Annotated in this window: 24 protein-coding genes and 1 pseudogene; 10 read left to right on the plus strand and 15 right to left on the minus strand. The window is 39.9% G+C overall.

Going from position 1 to position 23,677, the window contains the following annotated elements:
• Positions 1-42 precede the first annotated feature (42 nt).
• Positions 43-297 (plus strand): hypothetical protein, encoded by a 255-nt coding sequence (locus LG336_RS09455; protein ID WP_404332324.1) that lies wholly within the window; start codon positions 43-45, stop codon positions 295-297.
• Positions 298-370: 73 nt separating this feature from the next.
• Here the strand turns inward: LG336_RS09455 and LG336_RS09460 are convergent, their stop codons facing one another.
• Positions 371-694 (minus strand): hypothetical protein, encoded by a 324-nt coding sequence (locus LG336_RS09460; RefSeq protein ID WP_404332325.1) that lies wholly within the window; start codon positions 692-694, stop codon positions 371-373.
• A gap of 214 nt (positions 695-908) precedes the next feature.
• On the opposite strand from LG336_RS09460, the gene LG336_RS09465 reads away from it, so the two are divergent.
• The 4 genes from LG336_RS09465 (at position 909) to LG336_RS09480 (ending at position 3,597) form a co-directional block, all read left to right on the plus strand.
• A complete protein-coding gene (locus tag LG336_RS09465) occupies positions 909-1,136 on the plus strand; it encodes a VOC family protein (protein ID WP_404332326.1) in 228 nt (75 codons plus the stop codon).
• Positions 1,072-1,281, plus strand: coding sequence for a VOC family protein (locus LG336_RS09470; RefSeq protein WP_404332327.1), 210 nt, complete (start codon positions 1,072-1,074; stop codon positions 1,279-1,281). Before LG336_RS09465 ends, LG336_RS09470 begins: the two co-directional genes overlap by 65 nt.
• Positions 1,282-1,425: 144 nt before the next feature.
• Positions 1,426-2,343 carry a LysR family transcriptional regulator gene (locus tag LG336_RS09475; RefSeq protein ID WP_404332328.1) on the plus strand — a complete coding sequence of 306 codons (918 nt, stop codon included), beginning with the start codon at positions 1,426-1,428 and terminating at the stop codon, positions 2,341-2,343.
• 150 nt (positions 2,344-2,493) lie between these two features.
• Positions 2,494-3,597 carry a 5-methyltetrahydropteroyltriglutamate--homocysteine S-methyltransferase gene (locus tag LG336_RS09480; RefSeq protein WP_404332329.1) on the plus strand — a complete coding sequence of 368 codons (1,104 nt, stop codon included), beginning with the start codon at positions 2,494-2,496 and terminating at the stop codon, positions 3,595-3,597.
• A 156-nt stretch (positions 3,598-3,753) separates the two neighbouring features.
• Here LG336_RS09480 and LG336_RS09485 read toward each other — a convergent pair whose 3' ends face one another.
• The 3 genes from LG336_RS09485 to LG336_RS09495 form a co-directional block, all read right to left on the minus strand.
• A complete protein-coding gene (locus LG336_RS09485) occupies positions 3,754-3,966 on the minus strand; it encodes a hypothetical protein (RefSeq protein ID WP_404332330.1) in 213 nt (70 codons plus the stop codon).
• A gap of 316 nt (positions 3,967-4,282) precedes the next feature.
• Positions 4,283-4,741, minus strand: a complete 459-nt coding sequence (locus LG336_RS09490) for a GNAT family N-acetyltransferase (RefSeq protein ID WP_404332331.1) — start codon at positions 4,739-4,741, stop codon at positions 4,283-4,285.
• A gap of 169 nt (positions 4,742-4,910) precedes the next feature.
• On the minus strand, positions 4,911-5,978 hold the full coding sequence (locus LG336_RS09495; protein WP_404332332.1) for an NAD(P)H-dependent flavin oxidoreductase: 1,068 nt from the start codon (positions 5,976-5,978) through the stop codon (positions 4,911-4,913).
• Between the two features lie 288 nt (positions 5,979-6,266).
• Between LG336_RS09495 and LG336_RS09500 the strand changes: the two genes are divergently transcribed.
• Positions 6,267-6,794 (plus strand): YceI family protein, encoded by a 528-nt coding sequence (locus LG336_RS09500; protein ID WP_404332333.1) that lies wholly within the window; start codon positions 6,267-6,269, stop codon positions 6,792-6,794.
• 84 nt (positions 6,795-6,878) lie between these two features.
• On the opposite strand, the gene LG336_RS09505 is transcribed toward LG336_RS09500, so the two are convergent.
• From LG336_RS09505 to LG336_RS09520, 4 genes and pseudogenes are all read right to left on the minus strand, one after another.
• The gene (locus LG336_RS09505; protein WP_404332334.1) at positions 6,879-8,186 is read right to left on the minus strand and encodes a M48 family metallopeptidase; all 1,308 of its coding nucleotides are present in this window, start codon (positions 8,184-8,186) and stop codon (positions 6,879-6,881) included.
• 293 nt (positions 8,187-8,479) lie between these two features.
• Positions 8,480-8,833 (minus strand): small nuclear ribonucleoprotein, encoded by a 354-nt coding sequence (locus LG336_RS09510; protein ID WP_404332335.1) that lies wholly within the window; start codon positions 8,831-8,833, stop codon positions 8,480-8,482.
• Between the two features lie 185 nt (positions 8,834-9,018).
• Entirely contained in the window at positions 9,019-10,338 is a 1,320-nt protein-coding gene (locus LG336_RS09515) for a peptidoglycan-binding protein (RefSeq protein ID WP_404332336.1), read from the minus strand.
• A 394-nt stretch (positions 10,339-10,732) separates the two neighbouring features.
• Positions 10,733-11,020: pseudogene (locus LG336_RS09520) on the minus strand (SIS domain-containing protein); the annotation flags it as partial.
• Positions 11,021-11,208: 188 nt separating this feature from the next.
• On the opposite strand from LG336_RS09520, the gene LG336_RS09525 reads away from it, so the two are divergent.
• Positions 11,209-12,645, plus strand: coding sequence for a glycoside hydrolase family 1 protein (locus LG336_RS09525; RefSeq protein WP_404332337.1), 1,437 nt, complete (start codon positions 11,209-11,211; stop codon positions 12,643-12,645).
• A gap of 52 nt (positions 12,646-12,697) precedes the next feature.
• On the opposite strand, the gene LG336_RS09530 is transcribed toward LG336_RS09525, so the two are convergent.
• The 4 genes from LG336_RS09530 to LG336_RS09545 form a co-directional block, all read right to left on the minus strand.
• On the minus strand, positions 12,698-13,705 hold the full coding sequence (locus LG336_RS09530; protein WP_404332338.1) for a FecCD family ABC transporter permease: 1,008 nt from the start codon (positions 13,703-13,705) through the stop codon (positions 12,698-12,700).
• Positions 13,702-14,712 carry a FecCD family ABC transporter permease gene (locus tag LG336_RS09535; RefSeq protein WP_404332339.1) on the minus strand — a complete coding sequence of 337 codons (1,011 nt, stop codon included), beginning with the start codon at positions 14,710-14,712 and terminating at the stop codon, positions 13,702-13,704. The genes LG336_RS09530 and LG336_RS09535 overlap by 4 nt, the downstream gene beginning before the upstream one ends.
• 67 nt (positions 14,713-14,779) lie before the next feature.
• Positions 14,780-15,709 carry an iron-hydroxamate ABC transporter substrate-binding protein gene (locus LG336_RS09540; protein WP_404332340.1) on the minus strand — a complete coding sequence of 310 codons (930 nt, stop codon included), beginning with the start codon at positions 15,707-15,709 and terminating at the stop codon, positions 14,780-14,782.
• Positions 15,660-16,505: an ABC transporter ATP-binding protein gene (locus LG336_RS09545; protein WP_404332341.1), complete on the minus strand. Its 846-nt coding sequence runs from the start codon at positions 16,503-16,505 to the stop codon at positions 15,660-15,662. Before LG336_RS09545 ends, LG336_RS09540 begins: the two co-directional genes overlap by 50 nt.
• Positions 16,506-16,882: 377 nt before the next feature.
• On the opposite strand from LG336_RS09545, the gene LG336_RS09550 reads away from it, so the two are divergent.
• Positions 16,883-17,950, plus strand: a complete 1,068-nt coding sequence (locus LG336_RS09550) for an NAD(P)/FAD-dependent oxidoreductase (protein WP_404332342.1) — start codon at positions 16,883-16,885, stop codon at positions 17,948-17,950.
• A gap of 143 nt (positions 17,951-18,093) precedes the next feature.
• Here LG336_RS09550 and LG336_RS09555 read toward each other — a convergent pair whose 3' ends face one another.
• Positions 18,094-18,291, minus strand: coding sequence for a hypothetical protein (locus tag LG336_RS09555; protein WP_404332343.1), 198 nt, complete (start codon positions 18,289-18,291; stop codon positions 18,094-18,096).
• Between the two features lie 512 nt (positions 18,292-18,803).
• On the opposite strand from LG336_RS09555, the gene nhaC reads away from it, so the two are divergent.
• On the plus strand, positions 18,804-20,240 hold the full coding sequence (gene nhaC, locus LG336_RS09560; RefSeq protein ID WP_404332344.1) for a Na+/H+ antiporter NhaC: 1,437 nt from the start codon (positions 18,804-18,806) through the stop codon (positions 20,238-20,240).
• A 352-nt stretch (positions 20,241-20,592) separates the two neighbouring features.
• Here nhaC and LG336_RS09565 read toward each other — a convergent pair whose 3' ends face one another.
• Complete coding sequence (locus tag LG336_RS09565; protein ID WP_404332345.1) at positions 20,593-21,939, minus strand: N-acetylmuramoyl-L-alanine amidase; 1,347 nt, start codon at positions 21,937-21,939, stop codon at positions 20,593-20,595.
• A gap of 224 nt (positions 21,940-22,163) precedes the next feature.
• Between LG336_RS09565 and LG336_RS09570 the strand changes: the two genes are divergently transcribed.
• Positions 22,164-22,670, plus strand: a complete 507-nt coding sequence (locus LG336_RS09570; RefSeq protein ID WP_404332346.1) for a GNAT family N-acetyltransferase — start codon at positions 22,164-22,166, stop codon at positions 22,668-22,670.
• 244 nt (positions 22,671-22,914) lie between these two features.
• Here LG336_RS09570 and LG336_RS09575 read toward each other — a convergent pair whose 3' ends face one another.
• Positions 22,915-23,643, minus strand: coding sequence for a glycosyltransferase (locus LG336_RS09575; protein ID WP_404332347.1), 729 nt, complete (start codon positions 23,641-23,643; stop codon positions 22,915-22,917).
• Positions 23,644-23,677: the final 34 nt, after the last annotated feature.

Genomic DNA, 23,677 nt, shown 5'->3' on the forward strand with positions numbered 1-23,677 from the left:
TCGGTCATCCTTTAGTGCACTGGTGCTGGTGGGGAAGAAGAATTGCTTACTGAGCTACCTGTTGAAGCTTCAATACTTTATTTGAAGATTACCGCTCATGGTCAGGACTATAGCTTTTACTTCGGAGAAAACACGTCGAATTACCAGACACTATTAGAAAACGTAGACGGAAGAATCTTAAGTACTGATGTGGCCGGAGGCTTTGTCGGGACGGAAATAGGCTTGTATGCGAGTTCAAATGGTGATCGTAGTAAAAATAAAGCCTATTTCGATTGGTTTGAATATGTTGGGGGATAAAATCAAAGAATAAAACTAAGGACGTCCCCTATGCATCTAAACACAGGGGGCGTCCTCAGTTTCTGCAGAAATCTTATTTATCACGGTATCCTCCATAACCGCCGTGATGTCCCCCGTGGTGACCACCATGGTGGTGTCCGTGATGTCCCCCGTGGTGACCACCATGGTGGTGTCCATGATGTCCCCCGTGGTGACCACCATGATGGTGTCCATGATGTCCACCGTGATGCCCACCGTATCCACCATAACCGGGGTAACCTCCATATCCTCCATGACCAGGAAAGCCTCCATAACCAGGGTATCCACCATAACCTGGATAGCCTCCAAAACCGCCAGGTCCACCGTATCCGCCGTAACCAGCCTGGCCAAACAATCCTAAAATTCTTTCATCGTACATAATACCACTCCTCTAATAGGGTTCGTTTTAGGATATGTAAGCACAAGTTTTTAGGTAGGGCTTATACCCAAAATCCCCAAAAAACAAATAGGGGACACGCCCTGTATTCGAAGCACAGGGAACCTCCCCTGTTTATTCCAACATGAAAATCAACTATAATAAATTTAGTCCGTAATAGGAGGAAGACAAAAATGGAAAAAGTAATACCATTTTAATGTTTCATGATGGCAATGCAGAAGAAGCGCTGAATTTTTACACATCCATCATTGAGGATTCCCAAATTACAAGCATAGTTCGATATGGGGCGAATGAAGCTGGACCTGAAGGCACGGTAATGCAGGCAATTTTCACCTTAAAAGTGCAGGAATTTATGTGCATTGACGGTCATATCAAGCGCCATTTCACTTTTTCCTTCTTTCTCAATTTATCTTACTTGTCATAGTGAAGAGGAATTTGAGAGTCTATATGAGAAACTGGGTAAAGGTGGACAAGAACTAATGCCTTTAAACGATTATGGTTTTAGTAAAAAGTTTGGTTGGGTAAATGACTGCTTTGGAGTTTTATGGCAACTAAATCTTCCTTTTTGAAAAATACTAAAACTGGGGACGTACTCTGTGCTTCGAAGCAAAGGGCACGTCCCCATTCTCTGCCAGGAAAAGTTAGAAATAGAAGAGAACTGATATGAAGTGTATAATTCAGAATAGTAATTGCTAATAGAAAAGGGATGGAAGATGACATTACAACAATTAAAATATGTAATTGAAGTAGCAAGAAGTCGGTCGATTAATAAAGCAGCACAAAGCTTGTTTATTAGTCAGCCTAGCCTTTCGAACGCACTAAAAGAACTGGAAGAGGAAATCGGGATTACGATTTTCTCACGAACCAATAAGGGAATCGTCATTACTAAGGAAGGCTCGGAATTTTTAGGGTACGCCAGGCAGGTCGTGGAACAGGCGGAACTTCTTGAAAATCGCTATACCAAAACCCGGTCACTGCAACAAAATTTCTCTGTATCTGGCCAGCATTATGCCTTCGCGGTAAGTGCCTTTGTCCGACTTTTAAAAGAGTATGACCGTGAAGAATACGAGTTCACCTTACGAGAAACTAGGACCTATGAAATCATTGATGATGTGAAAAACCTGCGTAGTGAAATTGGAATTTTATATATGAATGATTTTAATAAAAATGTTATTTCCAAGTTTTTAAGAGAAGGAAATTTAAAGTTTCATGAGTTATTTGAAGCGAAGCCCCATATCTTTATTAGCTCAACCAATCCGCTCGCAAAAAAAGACTACGTTACCTTAGCTGATTTGGATCCTTATCCATATCTCTCTTATGAGCAAGGCGATTATAATTCCTTCTATTTCTCCGAGGAGATTCTTAGCACGTTGACTAGACCGAAGAATATCAAGGTAAGTGACCGGGCCACGCTATTTAACTTGCTGATTGGCTTAAATGGCTATACAATTTCCACAGGTGTGATTAGTCATAAATTAAACAGTAAAGATATTATTGCCGTTCCATTGAAGGTGGGTGAACGGATACACGTTGGTTATATTACGCATAAAAATGTCACGACTAGTAAGTTAGGCAATATCTATATCCAATATTTAAAAGAATCAATTGATGAGGAATTACGACAGTTATAGTCTAAACCTATAACAAGGGATAGATTTTATGTGTTACGTTATAATGATTCTCCTATGCTACACTTACGTTACACCAAATCAAAAAGATTCTTAATCTTTCGCTTAATAAATAAAAGGGTGAACTGATTAGAAGAAAGTAGGAGATACATAATGACAAAAACACTTGTAAAAGCACCTTTCAGAGCCGATCATGTAGGAAGTTTATTGCGTCCAGAAAGAATTCATCAGGCTAGGAAGGATTTCCAAGCAGGGAATCTTTCAGCACAAGAACTGCACACAATTGAAACAGAAGAAATCAAAAAAATCGTTGATAAGCAAATTGAAGTTGGACTACAGGCTGTTACAGATGGTGAATTCCGTCGCCGTTTCTGGCACACCGATTTCCTTGAGCACCTTAATGGGGTAGAAGGCTATGTTCCAGAATCTGGATTTGCTTTTAAAGGAGAAGAAACGGAACGCTATGATGTTCGTGTTATTGGGAAAATTTCGTTTAACCAAGATCACCCTCATATCAAAGACTTTATCGAATTTAAAGAAATCGTTGGTGATCGTGCGGTTGCTAAACAAACCATCCCAAGTCCGAACCAATTGTTTAACGCTGGAATTCGTAATCTTGAAATCTATCCAGACATTGAAGAGTATACAAATGATGTTATCCAAACATACAAAGATGCAATTCAAGCGTTCTATGATGCAGGTTGCCGTTACTTACAATTAGATGATGTGTACATTGCTGGTTTGAATGCACCTGAGATTCCATTTAACGACAGTGGCTATTCTCGTGAACAATTAATTGATTTGGCATTACGTGTGGCGAATGGCGTTTTAGAAGATAAGCCTGAAGATCTTGTGATTACAACGCATCTTTGCCGTGGAAACTATCGTTCCAAATGGGCATTTGAAGGCAGCTACGCAAAAATCGCGCCAACTCTATTTGCTAAAGAACAAGTAAACGGATTTTTCCTAGAATATGATGATGACCGTTCAGGTGATTTCGGACCATTAGAGCACATTCCAAACGGAGGTCCACAAGTGGTTCTAGGTGTGTTCACATCCAAGCATGGAACACTTGAAGACAAAGAAAATATTAAAGCGCGTGTTGAAGAAGCAACAAAATACGTGCCATTAGAGCAATTATGCATCAGCCCACAATGCGGGTTCGCTTCTACGCACCACGGAAATATCTTAACTGAAGAAGAGCAATGGGCAAAGTTGAAATACATCGTAGACATTTCAAAAGAGATTTGGGGATAAGATTTTAAGCGAACAGCTAGAGATGGCTTTTCGCTTTTTACATTAAATCTATTTTCAGTGTAATGCGTATTTCTAAGATTATTCGACGACCGTAGTAGTAAATATTAAGAAAGATGCGAAACCAGAGCGGTATAAGCTCACAAAAAAAACACCCGATTATTCGGATGCATACTTCATGATTCCATGTAAATAAACGGAACTTTCACGCTGGACACATTCTCTTAACTTGATTTTTCCTTCACTTTCTAATTCTGTCAACCATACATTAATCTTATTTTCTTCCTCTTTTGTCGCCTTAGGAATCTCTGTTGAAAACAAATTACCTCGACTGGCATTGCGTAGACTTTTTAATAAACCAATTTTATTCATTCGTCACCCCTCTATCTATTATTTATTTTCGACACAAAGGGGTTTTTCTCCTTTGAATACCGATAATTTCTTCCGAGTTTCTGGGACAAGGGGACAGGCACCTTGTCCCGCTTTAATTATGCACAAATAACCCTCTTAATGTCCATTTGTCGGTGGAAATCTAAGCTAATTCTGCAACAACATCTTGAAACAAAGCGTTCACACTTTGTTTTTTTGCTAGCCGTGGACTTTGTCCGGACCAAAGCGTCCATTCTTTCAGCGCTTATTTTTTTACCTTTAGGCTGATCTTTGGTACTGGGGGAGTTCATGTTAGTACTTACCGCAGTTCCTTTGTCATAAAAACGCTGTTCGGATCTTCCTTGTAGTCTGCGAAGGGCCCACAATATTTAAAGCCAAAAGTTTCATATAGTTTTCTTGCTGGTTCAAATGAATCCATCGACCCCGTCTCCAAACTCAGCTGATTATAGCCTCGCTTTAAGGCTTCCTCAAGAATGTGATGAAGCATCCTTCTGGCAACACCTTTTCTTAGATGTGAGGATGAAGTTCTCATTGATTTAATCTCACCATGAGAGCAGCTAATTTCTTTTAGCGCTCCCATTCCAGTTAAATCAGTTCCTTCCCATACAGTCCAAAAGGTTATGTTTGGTCGTCTTAGCTCCTCTAAATTTAATGCATGAATGCTTTCCGGAGGAGAACTCAAAGTCACCCCCTGAAGATGCTCTTTGATCAATTCAGCCACTTCGGCTCTGGTTAAATCATCTTTTTTTATTTCCATAAATAAACCTCCGATGGACATGCATGTCCCAATTATCCAACAATTTGCTCGACATCTCCCCAAATTACCGGGGACAAGGGGACAGGCACCTTGTCCCACTCTAATATGCACCAAGAAAGGCTATAGCTACCTGCGTCCCTAAGGTTCATCTTTATAGCTGTTTTTCGTTCTAGATTTTATTTAATACTGCAACGACATCTTGAATCAAAGCTTTTACACTTTGTTTCTTAGCCAACCTCGGACTTTGCCCAGACCAAAGCGACATATTTTCCCGGTTTTTATGTGACGAAGCGGCTTTTCTTATTCCTTGCGTTAAGGTGTTTTGAATCGGAAAGGGTGGTAAACAGTCTTCAAATTGCTGCATGTCTGAAATGAATTTGTTTTTCACTCCTCGTGCCCATTTTCCTGAAAATGAACGAGTGAGAACAATCTGGTCTTCTTGGGAATGCAGGATTTCTTTTATATGTATCTCATTTGCGCCACTTTCGATACAGGTTAGGAAGGCAGTGCCCATTTGAACACCCTGTGCGCCTAAGCAAAGGGAAGCCGTTAGCCCTCGGCCGTCCATAATCCCTCCAGCAGAGACCACAGGAATTCTTACGTGATCCGCTACTTGCGGGATAAGGGACATGAGACCCACTAAACTCTCCTGATGTCCGTCAATAAAGTTTCCGCGATGCCCACCAGCTTCACTGCCCTGTACAACGACAAGGTCCATTCCACTCTTTTCAATTTCAATGGCTTCATTCACCGTCGTAGCCGTTCCAATCACAATTATGCCATGTTGTTTCATAGCCTCAATGATTTCTCTAGATGGAATCCCAAAGGTAAAAGAACAAACTGGAACTTGTTCTTCAATAATCACTTTTATCTGTTCATGAAAGATCTGGCATACTTGATTAAAATTTGGAATTTCTATGGACGCTTTATCTTTTACATGCAATTGTTCTCGAATAGGTTTTAGGAGCTGGTTGGCTTTTTCAATATCATTCTCTTCAACTTCAAATTCGCTCGGAACAAATAAATTGATTCCAAAGGAGTTGGACGTTAACTCCCTAATTTCTCTAATTTGATCCCGTATTTGCTTCGGTGTCATATAGCCCGCACCTATCATTCCAAGAGCACCATGATTTGAAACCTCGGCCACTAGCTTAGAAGTGGTAATTCCTCCTGCCATTGGTGCCTGAATTATTGGATACTGAATACGCAAAAGTTGCGTCATTTTATTTGTAAACATCCTTACACCTCTATCTTTTTGTGTATTTCTATTTAATTCTTGGCCAAACCCGAAAATCCTCTTTGGGAGAAGGTATGTGTCCCTTAAAACCCGGTCTTCCTTTGCATCCTGGATAATTTCAAAGTATCAAAAAATTTCATCAATAAAGTGTTGACATTAGTTAAGGATATGTGATAAATTTATCTCAGGTTAAAGATATTTGAATTCAGAACAAAACCAAAATTTTTTTTGGCTGTATATCTCGAAATCAAGATAAAAAAACAAAAAAACAAACTGGAGGAAATAAAAATGACAAAATGGGTAGTAGATCAATCACATTCATCAGTAGGATTTGAAGTAAAGCACATGATGGTATCAAAAGTAAAAGGTCAGTTTGATTCTTATACAGCAGCTGTTGAAGCAGAAGACTTAACAGATTTAACAACAGCTACAATCGCATTTAACTTTGACGTAGCAAGCATTAATACAAGAAGTGAGGATCGTGATAATCACTTAAAATCAGCAGATTTTTTTGATGTAGAAAACAACCCAACAATTGAATTTAAATCTACAAACATTACAAAAGATGGGGAAGATTACAAAGTAACTGGAGACTTAACGATTAAAGGTGTAACAAAACCGGTCACATTTGATGTTGAATACGGTGGTAAAGGTAAAAACCCATGGGGTGTTGAAGTTTACGGTTTCGAAGCAGAGGCAAAAATTAACCGTGAGGAATTTGGCCTTACATGGAACGCAGCACTTGAAACGGGTGGCGTACTAGTAGGAAAAGACATCAAAATCAAAGTTGAATTAGAAGTAAACCCAGCAGCATAATGATGGGACAAGGGGACAGGTACAATGTCCCACTTCCAATAATAGGAAAAACAGAGGGACAATGTACCTGTCCCTCTGTCCCTGCTATTTTAATATATCCCTGAGTTCGGACTCTCTGATTTCGACGGCGTAGTCGTAGGCTGTTTTTCCATCGGAGTCTTTTAGTGTTTTATCTGCACCATTTGCTAGTAAAAGTTCTACAATTTCAACGTCCGATACGTTATAAACGGCATTCATCAAAGGGGTGGAGCCCCAATTGTCTGCAGTGTTGACATCAGCTCCGTTTTCGATTAACCACTGTGCAGCCTCAACATCTCCCCATATCACTGCATATTGAAGGGCTGTATATCCATCAGTATCCTTTTCATCGATAGGTGTTCCTTCAACGACAAGCTGTTCAAGCCTTTCCATGTCCTCATCCATCACAGCTTGGATAACAGGTGGATACTCAATCATCTCTTCTTCATATAAATACTCTTCATCCTCATAAAAATAAGGATCTTCTAAAAACGCCGTTAAAGCTTGAGTTCCTCTTACAAGCAGAACGGCTGCACCTGTTAGGGAAGCGACTAATACAATAGAAGCAATAGTTCCAACGATGATTCCTGTTTTCTTTTCCCGAACAAGAGGATAAAGTTCTGGACTCACCCAGTGATCCAACGCGTTTATTCGCTTTGGTAAATCGGGGTGGCTCGATAGCTTTTCACTCAACCATGCAAAAAAGCCTGATTCCTCACTTAATTGCTGAACATAAGCCTCTTTATTCATTTTACCCGAAAGCTTTTTGCCGATTGCTAGCATGGATAGAGCCTCTTTGGCTGTATCGACGTTGCTTACATAATAAGCCGCATAGCGGTCACATGTATATTCACAAGCGCGTAAATAGGCTTCTCCTAAGAAAGGCACAAACATCGCCGGAAGCAAAAGGAGGTGAACCAACACATGACGCCGTTTAAGATGGGCAAACTCATGGGCTAGAACAAACAGCACCTCATCTTCACGATTTTCTTCTACTAGGTCAAAAATTTCTGAATAGACAACCACCATATTTTTACCGAAAAAACGGGTTGCAAAGGCATTCAGGATTCCCATCGATTCCATTACATAAATAGCAGGCATTTTCTCTAGTTCCATATCCTGAGCAAGCTTTACTGCTTTCTGATAAAGGAAAGGAAATTGCTGCTCACTCAGGCGAACGCCATTTCGGCGAATCGATGCCATCGATAAGGCATGAAAAAAGTAAGAAACCAGCATAAGACCTAAAATGATGGCAATGCCAATAACAGAGAAAAAGAGAACCACATAAGTCAAAATACTAAAGATCAAAGTTACTGCAAAATAAATATTCTCCTTACGATAAACCAACCTATTTTTCAAACTTTCTTCCAGCACCTTTTTTCCCCCTGTGTGATCATTCTTATTTTTTAAATAACAATAAGATTATAGGAGAAATAAGAATGAATAGGAAGATAAATTTTATGAATAAGGTTGGAAGATTTAACTAGTAATCTAGTGATGCTCTCGACTCGCGTAGTAAAATAGAAGTAGGATAAATGATGCGACACAAAAGCCGTAGAGAAAGAAGAAGCTTTCCTTAAAAAAAACCGCTTTTAACATTGGGAAAAGCCAAAAAAGTCCACCCAAGTGGACTTTTAATTTTATCTCTTTTTACTATTCCTATCTTTTTAATAATAAGGATAGGAAGGATACGGAGACAGATAAGGCAATAACGATACTGCTACTACATAAGGGAATGGGAAGCGCCGGCGTCTGAACCGCCTAAACCTTCTTCGTGGCCGCCCATATCCGTAATCGTCATAACCACCATAACCACCATAACCACCATAAAGGTCAAATTGCCTAGTGTTTCCTCCGTTATCTCCTTGATCTGGTACGTCCTCACCAACTAAGACAGACATATTATTGCCGTCCACTGATTCAATAATTCCATCGTAGGTTTTTCCATCATTCATCGTTATGACCACGTGATGATACATGAGCTTAACACAGTGGTCATGCATGTTTCGTGTTATATCCATGTTTTTCCAACCTCCTCACACCTCCATGATATTCACCTAAGGCTGTGGGGGTCTATTGTACCCTTAAGAAGGATAAGCCTATTTTAAAAATTTCAGGTACAACGTACCAATTCATATTGGGGATATGAAAAGGCAACCATCATATTGACGATGGTTGCCTTCATTTAAGCCTGCTTTGGGTTCTTTTAAAGTGCCTTTTTAGTGGCTGGTCCGACTACACCGTCTACCTTTAGTTTATTGGATTTCTGAAATTTCTTAACGGCTGCTTCTGTATTTGATCCGAAGACTCCGTCGATTCCCTTTGTGCTATAGCCTTTGTTTGTAAGGACCTGCTGAAGTTTCTTCACTTCAGCACCTTTCATCCCCTTTTTCAGGAGAGTACTTGAAAAGGTTGTTTCCACTGGAACAGGTTTTGCAGCTGTTTGTTTCGTTACTTTAGAGGTTGCAGTGGATTTTTTGGCTGTTGTTTTAGGGGCAGAGGTCTTCATACCCAGCGCCTTTTTGGTGGACTCTCCGACTACACCGTCTGCTTTGATGTTATTGGCTTTCTGGAATTTCTTAACGGCCGCTTCTGTATTCGAACCGAATATTCCGTCAATTCCTTTTGTGCTGTAGCCCTTGTTTGAGAGGACCTGCTGAAGTTTCTTTACTTCAGCACTTCTCATCCCTTTTTTCAGGGGAGTGCTTGAAACGGTTGTATCCACTGGAACAGCTTTCCCCACTGTTTCTTTTTTTGCAGGTGTCTTAGCAACAGAGGTCTTCATACCCAGCGCCTTTTTGGTGGACTCTCCGACTACACCGTCAGCTTTAATATTATTGGCTTTCTGGAATTTCTTGACGGCTGCTTCTGTATTTGAACCAAATATTCCGTCAATTCCTTTTGTGCTATAGCCCTTGTTTGTAAGATCCTGTTGCAACTTCCTAACTTCAGCACCTTTCATGCCTTTTTTTAGGACCGTGCTAGTAGGGGTTGTCGTCACTGGAACAGCATCACCCCCTGAAACTTTATAGCCATTAGCCGCTGCAATCGAATGAAAGGATTTACTTGAAGATGTAATAATAACAGGGGTATTCACTTTCACTTGATTATAAAGCCATTCTACTTCGTCATCGTACATTCGCACACAACCTGCACTTACATAGCCGCCGATTGTACTAGGATTATTGTTGCCGTGGATGGCGTACGTTGTTCCCCAAGTGCCTCTTGCATTAATGCCAAGCCATCTGTTTCCAAGCGGATTCCTAGGATCGCCGCCAGGAATGTTCCCGCTATAATATGGGCGATTCTTAATTTTATTCACTATCTTGAATTTGCCCTCCGGCGTGTAAGAAGGTTGCCGACCGGTTCCCACCTTGAAGGTTTTGACCAGTTTATTATTACTATAATAAGCCAGTTGATTATTCGACTTATTGATAATAATAAAATCACTGCCTGCAGCCTGTGCTGGTACCTCAAAGAACACGATAGATACAAGCAGCACCAAACTAATTATGAATTTTTTCATTCCCATCCTCCCCTTAGTTCAAAAACGCTTCTATGATTTCTAGATTCTCTTTTAATAGATTTTTATAAAAAGAATATAAAAACGCTTTTGCACTTTAATAGATTTCTCTCTCTTATAATCGTTACATATTTCACCCTTATTTGGTAATAATTTCTTTCAACTTATTGCGACAAAAGAACTATATATTTGTCGTTAATTGGAATAATTAGGGTCTTTGTGCAGGGTAAACTAGGAAAAGAGTACTGGAGATTGACGCGTTAGGGGGTAGCCGTCCAATGGGGAACAAGTTGGGTGAAAAAAGGCTCTTTTCTCAAACTTTTGTTAAAATCTGCTCTTGGATTTTAACAAAAATCTTTACGAAAACAGCCTTTAAACCTTCACTTGGAAGTTTTGTCTATTGATTTAGTTGATGAATTTCTCGAGCGATCGATATTAAAACATAAATCACCGGTACTTGTGAGGTAATATTCGATTCCTCAACGTATTCCTCTGTCACATAATAGGGAATATTTAGATCAGAGATTTTAGCGATCGTTGAAAGTTTGTTGTTGGTAATACTAACAATTTAACTTCCTTGTTGTTCCAGTTGGTGAAGATGATTGATGGTACATGGATTTTCTCCTGAGACAGACAGCGCAATGGTTACACTATTAACCTTGAGTTTTATAGTGAATCGGGAGTGCGGTTACATTTGTGAAATAACTGCCTTTCTCCGTTAAAAAAAAACTAGTTGGCTCTACTTGCATTTACGATTAGGTAAAACACAGGTAGCATGCTTATTAGAGCAGTTTAAATAAAAAGTAGAGAAATGAATTATTTTATGGGTAAAACAAATAGTAAGGTTGGAGTAAATTTCTGGAGGTACTTTAAATGAAAACATATCAGTTCCCGCAAGGTTTTTTATGGGGAGGGGCTACGGCAGCGAATCAAATTGAAGGAGGGTTTCATGAAGGCAATAAAGGCTTAAATATTGCCGATGTTCTTCCAGGTGGAAAAGAGCGGCTAAACATCTTGATGAATCCAGGTTTTGATTTTGAAATTCATCATGATCAGTATGACTATCCGAATCATGAAGCAATCGATTTTTATCATCGTTATAAAGAAGATATCGCGTTGTTTGCGGAAATGGGGTTTAAAGCATTTCGGATGTCAATCGCTTGGACTCGAATCTTCCCAAATGGAGATGAGGTAGAACCGAATGAAGAAGGTTTAGCTTTTTATGAACGTGTTTTTGATGAATTACAAAAGTACGGGATTGAACCGGTTGTCACGATTTCTCACTATGAAATGCCTCTCCATTTGGTAAAAGAATATGGCGGATGGCGAAATCGGCAAGTCATCGCGTTCTTTGAACGATATACCCGTACGATTTTTACTCGCTATCAAAAGAAAGTGAAATACTGGATGACTTTCAATGAAATCAATAGTAGCTTGGTGATGCCGATTCAAGGTCTTGGGTTTTCGATTCAAAAGGAAGAGGACAAGTACCAGCCGACCTTCCAGGCGTATCATCACCAATTTGTCGCAAGCGCGATAGCGGTCAAAGCTTGCCATGAAATCATTCCTAACTCGAAAATTGGCTGTATGATTCTTTATGCACCTGTCTATTCTTTCGATAGCCATCCGGAAAATGTTTTATATGCCCTACAAGAAGAGCAGCTGTTTAACTACTATTGTGGGGATGTCCAAGTACGTGGTGAGTATTCATCTTTCATGAAGAGATATTTTAAAGAACATAACATCGAACTAGAAATGCAAGATGGAGACTTAGAATTACTGAAGGAAGGGGCAGTTGATTATATTGGATTTAGTTATTATATGTCCCGCACCGAAAAGAAAGAGAAATCGGATGAGGAAGCATCACAAGGAAATATTATTGGTGGCATCAGAAATCCATTCTTAAAAGCAAGCGACTGGGGCTGGGAAATCGACCCAGTAGGCTTACGAATCAGTTTAAACAAATTATATGATCGCTACCAAAAACCGCTGTTTGTCGTGGAAAATGGACTAGGAGCCTATGACAAAGTCGAAGAAGATGGGAGAATCCAAGATGACTATCGAATCGATTATCTTCGTGAGCATGTCAAGGCGATGGGGGAAGCGATTGAAGATGGAGTCGAATTAATGGGCTACACAAGCTGGGGCTGCATTGATATGGTCAGTATGTCGACAGGCGAGTTCTCGAAACGTTATGGGTATATCTATGTTGATAAACATGACGATGGAAGTGGAACATTAGAACGGAAAAAGAAGAAATCCTTTTACTGGTATCAGGACGCCATCACAACAAATGGAGAAAAACTATAATCTCAAAAATTGAAACCGCACGGTGAATCCCACCACAACGTGCGGTTTCTTTTTACTTTTTCAATAATAAATACACAAAATAAGGTGCTCCGATGAGTGAGACCATGATCCCAGTGGGCACTCCACTTGGTTCAATGATATTGCGCCCAATCGTGTCGGCGAATAATAACAACCAGCCACCAAGGAGAGTGGCAACGGGGATAAATAATTGATTTCTAGGTCCTACTAACGCTTTTGCGATATGTGGCGCCATGAGACCGATAAAACTGATTCCCCCGGTGACAGAAACTGCAGAGGCCGCTAAAGCAACGGCTGTTAAAAGTAACACCATTCGTTCTTTCTCAATCGAAACGCCCACGCCAATGGCCACCGGCTCGCTTACTCCTAAGAGATTCAAGCGGTGGGCCTTATACAATGTAAACGGGATAAGGAGTACGAGCCAAGGAAGGAGGGCCCAAATAAATGGCCAATCTGTGCCCCAAATATTTCCGGCTAACCATTTGGCAATGAAGTCGACTTTTGTTCGGTCGGCAGAGGAAATCAGAACGATCATCGCTCCGGAAAAGGCCAATGAGAATCCAACTCCGATTAGTACTAACCTTACTGGTTGTAGGCCACTATTTTTATTATAAGCGAGCAAATAAATGAACATTGCTGTTAAAATGGCACCCACAAAGGCAACAAGAGGAATCATATAAACAAATGAGCCAACCTCAATCGGAAAAAACAAGAAGAAGACGGCAATGGCGACCCCGGCACCAGAGTTAATCCCGATGATGCCGGGATCTGCTAGGTCATTCCTGGTGATTCCTTGTAAAATCGCCCCTGATACAGCAAGGGCCATCCCTGCTAATAGGGTGATAAAAATCCGTGGCAATCGTACAGAAAACAAAACAAATTCCTCTTTGAACGTACCTTGACCGAATAGAGTGGGGAGGATTCTATCATACGATACACTAGAATACCCCAATCCCATTCCAACAATCATCGTAACGAGGATAAGCAATAAAGAAACCGATAAAATGATTCGCTGTTTCTTGATGAGTGCTGGATGGATCATGTGAATGCTTTCCCTCCTTTCCTTACAATAAGCAGGAAGAAGGGGAGACCTAGCATGGCGACAATCGCTACGACGGGCGTTTCATAGGGGGCATGAATCGTTCGACCAAGTGTATCGGCGAAGAGCATAAAGGTTGCCCCCGTGATGGCCGACATTGGTAAAATAAAGCGATAATCCGTTCCAACAAACACCCGAACAATATGGGGAATCATCAATCCAATAAAGGCCATATTTCCAACGAGGGCAACCGATGCCCCAGCGAGGATGATAATGATCACAAAAAGAATTCCTTTAATCTGGGTGATTTTTTGGCCTAAGCCAACCGCCACTTCCTCGTTTAAGCTGAGAATGGTAAGTTGCCTTGAAAGGAAAAAGGACACAAGCATTCCTACCACAATAAAGGGAACGATTACTTTTAATTGCCCCCAAGTGGTACCAATCATTCCCCCAGCGGTCCACATCGAGACATCTTTTGATATTTTAAAATAAAGACCAACCCCTTCAGCGATTGCGTATAAGAAGGCGGAAATCGCAGACCCGGCTAATACGATACGAAGAGGGGAGAATCCACCTCGTTTCATGGCACTAATCCCAAAAACAAGCATTGCCCCTATGGCGGCTCCGATAAAACAGGCAATCATTGTAATAAAATAATTGGCTGTAGGGATAAAGGCAATGGTAATGGCCAATGCCGCATTAGCTCCGGCAGTTAATCCGAGTAATCCGGGATCAGCAAGGGGGTTTCTTGTCATCCCTTGCATAATTGCACCCGAAACGGCAAGCGCTGCGCCCACAAAAATGGCTGCAAGTTCACGTGGTAAACGGATTTCGCGGATAATCGATAGGTTATCTCCTGTAGTAGAAGTCGTAAGGGCGAGCCAAACATCTTTCAGCGATATATCTGCTGCCCCAAAAACCATCGCAACAATAAACATGCCAATAAATACAAGGAATCCCGCGATTAGTTTGAAGGCAAATGAGGTGAAAACGAGCGTTTTTTTCATCATGAGTTTCGGATATTCCTTTCAATGGATAGGGAAAGAGGAATTCTAGAAAAGAATTCCTCATAGATAATTAGTTGCTAAGAAAAGATTCTTTAAAGAATGCTAGTTGTTTTTCAAGTGTGACAGGATCACTGAAAGATGCGCCTTGGCCATTCATTTCAAACACACGATTATTTTTAACAGCAGGGATGTTTTTGTATGTTTCTGTTTCTTGGTATGACGTATCGGCGTCAGAGTATTTACTTAGAATGACGTAATCGCCAGCGTACTCAGGAAGAACTTCTGTTGATAATGTGTAATAACCGGATTCTAATGCGACTTCTTGTACTTTCTCCGGCATTTTCAATTTCATTGCTTGATATAAAATTTCTGTGCCACGTGCCCAGTTGTCACCGAAGACGTAAAGGTCTTTGCCATAGCTTTCAATAACAGATACGGTTGCATCCTCGCCGATTTTTGCACGGATTTCTTCTCCAGCTTCTTCTGCCCGTTTTGTAAAGTCATCGACCCAAGCTTGAGCTTCTTGTTCCTTGTTTAGTAGTTTCCCAATTTCTAAGTGTTGCGTTAAATAATCTACTTTGCCCCAGGTATAGGTAACAGTAGGAGCAATTTCACTCAATTTATCTACGTTTTTAATATTCGATAAGCCAATAATTAAATCCGGTTCTAGCTCAATGATTTTTTCTAAGCTTTCGTCGGAAACTTCTTCGGCATCTTTTAATTCTTCAGCAAAGGTTGGATTGTTTTTAGACCATACATCCACGCCAACGACATTGACACCTAAATCGAGGACATTTCCTGTAAAGCCTGAAAGTAAAATGACTCTTTGTGGATTGGCAGGGACTTCAATTGGCCCTGTTTCCGATTCGTATGTAATGAATTCTGGCGTTTCCTCTTCTTTTGGTGTAGAATTGCTGTCCTTTTCTGAAGCCGCTTCATTTCCACATCCACTAATAATGAGCGCTAGCACTAGCATAAACGGGAGTAATAATTTTTTCATGTTGATGTTCTCCTTTTAATAGATTGTAAGTGATACACATTGGTTTACTTGTTCTTGGGTCACGGCCGATGACCGCATCGATTTGAAAAACTTCACGAAGTACTTCCGGGTTGATGACTTCCTCGCAAGCTCCTGCCTTGACGATTTCACCATCTTTTAACGCGATGATATAGTCAGCGAAACGAGCCGCTTGGTTTAAATCGTGGAGCACCATAATAATGGTTCGTTCCTGTTCGCGGTTTAACGTTTGTAATAACTCAAGCACTTCCAGTTGGTGTGCCATATCTAGATAGGTCGTCGGTTCATCAAGAAAAATGATGTCCGTTTCTTGCGCAAGTGCCATGGCAATCCACACACGTTGACGCTGGCCACCGGAGAGGGCATCAACGGGCCGATATTTATAGTCCATCGTACCTGTCACCTCAAGGGCCCAATCGATTGTTTCATAGTCTTTTTTTGTTAATCTTCCAAAACCATTTTGATAGGGAAAGCGTCCATATGAGACTAATTCTCCAACCGTTAGCCCTGCTGCACCTTCAGGCGTTTGCGGAAGAATGGCCATTTTTTTTGCAAGAATTTTTGTGTGTTCTTTTGAAATATCTTTTCCGTCTAAAAGGATTGACCCTGATTGAGAAGAGATAATACGAGTAATTGCCTTCAATAATGTTGATTTCCCGCAGCCATTGGACCCAATGATGGTTGTAATTTTGTTATCGGGGATCGTTACGCTGAGATTTTTAACAATTAACCGTTCACCATAGCCGATGTTCAAATCATCTGTAAAAAGGCGAACCATTCTTTTTGACCTCCATCCTCCAAGTTAAGTGATAATGATTATCAATGTCGATTACGATTTAACTATAAAATTCACTTGATTAAATGTCAATAAAAAATTTTCTGTAAATGGGAAATTAGTAGGAGAGGACCTTGTGAGGGGATGTATCTTTACTTATATGGCTTCCGGGCTCCCCCTGGCGATTTTTTTATGTTCGAAAGCATGACCTGCTAGTACAAGGAAAGCGAGGAGCCTAGTTAGGAAATCAACATTACGGTTTAAAAGACCGTAAAGAAAAAATAAATCTTGTGAAAATTCGTATTGTAAAAAAAGGAGATATCACGTATTCTTATTGATAATGATAATCAATTACAATTAGTGGTTGGGAGTGGACGGAAATGAATCATCAGGAATTATTCGATGTAACAGTCATTGGTGGGGGACCAGCAGGGTTATATTCCACTTTTTATAGCGGTTTAAGAGAAATGAAAACAAAACTCATCGAATTTCAACCAACATTAGGTGGAAAACTCCATGTCTATCCAGAAAAAATGATTTGGGATGTTGGAGGAGTAACGCCACTTCCAGGTGCAAAATTAATGGAGCAGCTTATCGAACAGGGATTAACGTTTGATCCAGAAGTGGTATTGAATGAAAAAATCGTCTCGATTTCACGCAAGCAAGATGGAACCTTTGTATTGAAAGCGGCTTCGGGGCAAGCTCATTACACAAAGACGGTGATTGTGGCTGTTGGAAGCGGAATTTTAAATCCGAAAAAGCTAGAAATCGAAGGTGCAGATCGGTTTGAGGTTGCGAATATTCATTACACGGTAACCTCTCTTCGGAGATTCAAAGATAAAACGGTGATCATTTCGGGGGGAGGGAATACAGCACTTGATTGGGCGAATGAATTAGAGTCCATTGCGAAAAAAGTGTATATCAGCTATCGGAAGGAACATCTCTCAGGCCATGAAGCCAAGGTAACCGAGCTCATGAACAGTTCTGTTATTTGTCTTCCCCAAACAAGTATTACTAGATTAATTGCTTGTGAGAATCATGAAAGGATTCAAACGGTTGAGCTAACGGATCAAGAAACGGGGGAAGTATCCTATCAAGAGATTGATGACGTCATCGTCAATCATGGGTATGAACAAGATACGAGCTTACTGAGAAATAGTAAATTGGATATCGAAATGGTCAATGATTTCTACATTGCAGGAAATTCAACCAGTGAATCTTGTATTGAGGGAATTTATGCCGCCGGAGATATTTTAAGCTATGAGGGAAAAGTAAATTTAATCGCTGGCTGTTTTCAAGATGCAGCAAATGCCGTTAATAAAGCGAAGCAATATATTCAACCAACAGCCCAGAAAGCGGCCATGGTCTCGTCGCATAATGAAGTCTTTCAAGAGCGTAATCGGGAATTGGTAAGGGAAATGATGAGGGGGAAGTCACTGGTACGGTGAAATCTTTATTTGAAAACAAGCCGTGCCGTTGCTCCTAAATGCAGAGCCGAGAGGGGAGGGCAGGGACCAACCATTGCTCCCTGCCCTCCTCATTTTAAAATGAGAAAACCGATAAAATGGGGGAATGGTTTGTTTCCCACTTCCTAAACCATCCGTTCTAACCTCGGGATCCGGTTGTTTTTTTCACATTCACTGAGATGATTGACGACTTCAAAGGCATTCCAGGTTTCTTCGCATTCATTGCATTGCAACCACCCATCAGATAAACCAGATAAAAGGTGCCCTTGTATTTGTGGGGTTCGTTCTAGGATTTCAATTGCCTCTTCAAGCATAAAAATCATCGCTATTATCATCCTTTCCGTCCGCTATGTGTATGCCACTTCTATCAACAACTTTACTCCTCCGTGCTGTTGGTCTTCATTTGTATAGGAATCACTTATCTTAAAAGTGAGATGGGGAACTTGTTGAAAGCCTGATTAGATTAATAGACTGTTTAAAGAAGCACGGTTTTATATAAAATAAACCGCTAGTGTTACACCTAATTCTCATCTCCTCGCCCAGGTCGTGCGTTTGACGAAATAGAGGGAGTTGTGCCCAAGTGGATGGATATATTACATCAAATGGAATGGCGGGGTCTTTAGGTTGATGAAGGCCTTTTTCAGTGTCGGACGGTTCCTCCGTTTCCCTAATAATCAAGCAAGAATAGAAGGAATATAGAACTAGAAAGATTTATCAAGCTCTAAAAGAAACAACGACCCCGCCCTGGTGTTTTTTTTAAAATTTTTGTATGGCTTTATCAGATATATCAAAGGATATGAAGAGCTTAAATTAAAAGTAAAAAAGGAGTGATTTTTTGCAAAACGACAATATTAAAAAACCATCTTTCCTATATGCGTTATTAATGTTAATTTCACCTACTATTATTATTGCGATGGGGATAGTTGCATTTGAAGCACCTATTCAAATATTGATGTTTATAGGTATGATTGTATTGATCCCATTTATGAAAGGGTTAGGGTACACCTATATACAAGTAAAAAAAGCAATGATGTCATCAATGAGTAAAGCCTTGCATCCTGGTATCATTCTTTTATCCGTCGGCATTTTAATCGGTGCATGGATCGCTTCGGGTACCGTACCTACTTTAATTTATTATGGTATTCAAACGATTTCCCCTCAATTCTTTTTAGTAACAAGCTTATTATTTTGTTCGCTTGTATCGATGGCTATAGGAAGTTCATGGGGGACGATTGGTACGGCAGGGATTGCCATGATGGCGATTGGTGCGAGTTTAGGCATCCCACCGGGAATAACTGCTGGTGCCGTTATTAGTGGAGCATATTTTGGGGATAAAATGTCGCCTCTTTCCGATACGACTAACTTAGCACCAACTGTTACAGGAGGAGAGTTATTCACTCATATTAAACATATGCTCTGGACGACCGTACCTGCTTATCTTATTTCTGCAGTAATCTTTACCTTTATTGGTTTACAATATTCTGGAGTTGCAGATGCGGAGAGTGTAAGGGTTCTGACAGCTTATTTAAGCGAAACATTCAATCTTGGGTTAGTCTCGTTGATTCCTATTGTGGTTCTAGTCACCTTGTTAGTAAGAAAGCAACCACCGATTCCATCTATCTTCATTGCTTCCATAGTGGGTGCTCTTGTAGCAACTCTCTATCAAGGATTCGGAATCTCAGAAATGTTAAGTATTTTATACAGGGGTTATGTAGTGAATTCTGGAATTGAGATTGTCGACAGCTTACTGCAACGTGGTGGTTTAACAAGTATGCTTGAACTTATTGCTTTGTTCTTATTTGCACTAGGTCTAGGTGGTATGCTTGCTGAAACTGGAGTATTAGAGGCATTAATTGCTTCGTTTGCAGATAAAATTCAACACACTGGATCACTAGTTTTGGTAACAATCATTGTGAGTTATGTGACTCTTGGAATCGGTGGATCCATTTACTTCTCTACTGTAATGAGTGGGACTTTAATGAAACCAATTTTTGAAAGATTAAATCTAAGACCAGAAAATCTCTCAAGGACAATAGAAGATTCGAGTACACAGGGTGGTGCCTTAATCCCTTGGACTGGTAGTGGTATTTTCACAGCAACGACACTTGGTGTTCCAACTGCTGTGTATTTTCCGTTTTGTTTCTTAGCTCTCATTACGCCGCTAGTGGCACTGTTCTACGGTATGACTGGATTAACAATGACTAAGTATGAAGAACTACAGAAAGAAAAACTATCTATCAAATCTGTTCAAGGTAAGCCTAGGAAAAATTGACCAAACAAACAACTGCAAGCCCCGCATTTATGTATGGGGTTAGGTTGTTTTGTATTATGAAATTATCGGAATTGTGAAACGGTGTACTTAAATGGGTGTATTATTAAACGGTAATGCTCCTTTCTTCAAATAAAGATGAGGTAGTTTAAATAAACATAGTTCTATTTGATGAGAAAAACAAACCCCCATTTTAAAGAAAATGGGGGTTTGTTTTTTAGCTCTTTACCCTAATCACTTTGGACCTTAATTAAAAATGTGGCAAGCTATCCTGTTTTATATTTAACACAACATTCACCTCAAGAGGTTTCTTGGTTCATGCCATACCAAAAGAGCATTAAACATATGTCAGTTCCTAATCTTTATTTACTTTTTGAATAACCGTGTCGATATTCTGCTTTGTATTCATTAGTAATCGTTCATACACATTTAGAAGGGCTTGGCCATAGCCGTTTCCTGGGACCGCCCATTTTCCATTTAAAGCTTTCCATGTTGTCGCAGATCCTCTACTTACCAGGTTAAAACGTGGATCTACTAATGGAGATTTTTCTGGTAATGGTTTAGTGGAAGCATACGCATATAAATGTTGAATATGGGCTAGGACTCCTTTTTCTGGCGTAGAAAATCTTGCACCTGGATTGTCTGGTCCGGTCGCCCCTATCCCGGCAAAATTGTTTTGATCAGGCTGTACGGTACCAGTAAACCGAAGATAGTCTGTTTCAAGCATCGCTTGTGCAAAGGCAACGTCCCCTCTGATCCCATATTGCGGTCCGATTGTTGCATAATACCTTCCTAACTCAATTGCATTAGGATTGACACTCTGGACAAATAAATTCATTTGCTCAGCTGATAGGAACGTTTCGCCTAAGATGGTATATCCGGAAACCTCATTGTTAGGAGAGTCAGGATTTTCTGAAACGATAAAGGCATCACTAATGCCAGCTCTTTTCACTTCTTCCAAACGTTCCTCAGCATTTTCTCTTTTCGAAAAGGCCCCAGCTTGGACACGGTACCAAGTTTCACCGGAAATGGTTGTCGAGAAAGCAAAGGATTCAATTCCCTTCGAACGAAGGAATGCTACACGTTCGTTTGCATTTTCTTTTGTTTTAAATGAACCGGCAATGACCTTATAAATCGTTCCCGTTTCAACCGGTTTTTTCTTAAGGTTAAATGCTTTGGCAACCCCATTTACATGACCTCTTGCTACATTCTGACGCCAGGAAGACTGTTTCATCAAATTAGCATCATGTGTATTGTCAATAAATCCATTTTCTGATAGAAATGCAGGCATCGTTGTCTCACGCAGCACGTGAAAATCGGCCTTTTTCTTTCCTCTATCTTTAAGCTGATTTAATATCATCACTTCTGTATGAATGATATCTTGATATTTTGCTGTAGTGGAAGTATCAGATAAACTGCTATGAATATAATCCTCATATCCTTGTGCAGAACCATTAAAGGCATTGCAATGAATGGACAGGTAAAAATCAGCACCCCATGAATTTGCCTCAGTCGTTCTCTGATTTAGGCTTTTGTTGATATCACTTGTTCGGCTCATTCTGACTTGAACATTTTCGTATTCGTTAATTAATATTGAACGGATTCTAAGTGCAATATCCAAGTTAATATCTTTTTCATTTAAACTATTCCCTCGTGCACCTGGATCGGAGCCGCCATGCCCTGGATCTAGATAAAGCTTCAATTAAACTCCCTCCAATCATAAAAAGTTATTACACTATAATATATGTGATGGGAAACACTTTTGAAAGGGACAAACTACCACTTATTAGAAAATGTGCTAAAAACCATAGTTCGTTACTAGATTAAGAATATCAGTAAAAACAGGTTTGTGTAATAAGTAATTCCCAAAGGGTATACAATGCAATAGGGAAAGATAGCATAAATACTAATCTGAGGGGTGGTGTAGTGGTTACTCCTATCCTAAGTACGAAAAGATTATCATTACGGAAAATGAAGGTTCATGATTTTAAAAATTTGATGGAAATATTTTCAGACCCAGAAGCTATGAAGTACTATCCTGCAACAAAAAACGGAAAGCAGACAAACGAGTGGATTAAATGGACCTTGGATAATTATGCGAAATACAATACGGGGCTCTGGATTGTAGAGGATAAGACATCAGGAGAGTTTCTTGGCCAATGCGGGATAGTCCCCCAAGAAGTGGATGGTGTAATCGAGATGGGGATAGGCTACTTGTTCGCAAGACGTGTATGGGGGAATGGATATGCTACTGAAGCTGCGTTAGCTTGTACAAATTATGGTCTTCAGCAATTGAAATTTAGGAAGATTGTTGCCTTGATCGATGTAAAGAATATTCCATCCATCAAGGTTGCTGAACGTATCGGGATGAAATTTAAAAAGACAACTATTAAATGGGGTAAAAAGGTGTATGTGTACTCTGTGTCAAAATAATTTGAAGCAAAACACAAATATTCTTTCTGATTATTATGGTCATTTAATACATTGAGTCAAAACAGTATCGTGTTAGCAAACCGAATACCGTTTTGACTTTTTTATTTTCATTTGGTACGGCTTACTGAGGTTTTTATCTAAGGGATATAAATGGAGCAAATGACTATTGATTTCATACGAGCTAATTCCATACTTATAAGAACTACCCGTAGTATTCTTTGGGTTTAGGAGAGCCTACCTCCAGTTACCTTTTATATCTGTTTATCAACTTAACAATGAAAGGGTCGTACTTTTTCTTTAGAGCTTGTACCTCCTTGGCTATTTGGTTATTGAATGTTCTGGTTCCCATTTCATCATGAACCCTATATTGAAGGAGGGGCTCATTTAGATAAAAAAGTTCATAATGTTGAACTGCTCGTAGCCAATAGTCATAATCTTGAGTGAATTTTAGATTCTCATTAAAGAGTCCTAACGTTGTAAAAAGTTCCATTTTCATCATTACAGTACATCCATTGATTGGACAGCCTCGCCGGAATTGTTCTAAAAACCTGAGTTTATTTGTGTATTGGATGCTTGCTGATTTTTTTAATACGGCCTTTTCGGAATCAATCAAAGAATAATTAGTGTAACTAAAAGAGGCATTCGTCTGTTCCATAAAAGTTAATTGTTTTGAAATCTTTTCTTCCATAAAAAGATCATCTGAGCTTAGCCAAGCAAAGTATTCTCCGGTAGCATTTAAAATTCCTAGATTAAGAGCGCTTGCTGTACCACCATTTTCCTTTTCAAAATAACGAATGTCCTTTAAATAAGGGGTTATTTTTTCTGTGTATTTTGTTGAACCATCATTTACGACAATGACTTCTATATAAGGATAGGTCTGATTTAAGGCACTCTCTATGGCCTGGTCAATGTAAGAGCAATTATAAAAAGGTATAATAATCGAAACCTTGGTGATAGTAATCCCTTCTTTCACTTATGAATCACAGCTAGGAAAATAATAACATTCT

Origin of the sequence: Mesobacillus maritimus (assembly GCF_044803185.1) — a bacterium.
In the GTDB taxonomy this organism is placed as follows: Bacteria; Bacillota; Bacilli; order Bacillales; family Cytobacillaceae; genus Mesobacillus_B; species Mesobacillus_B maritimus_B.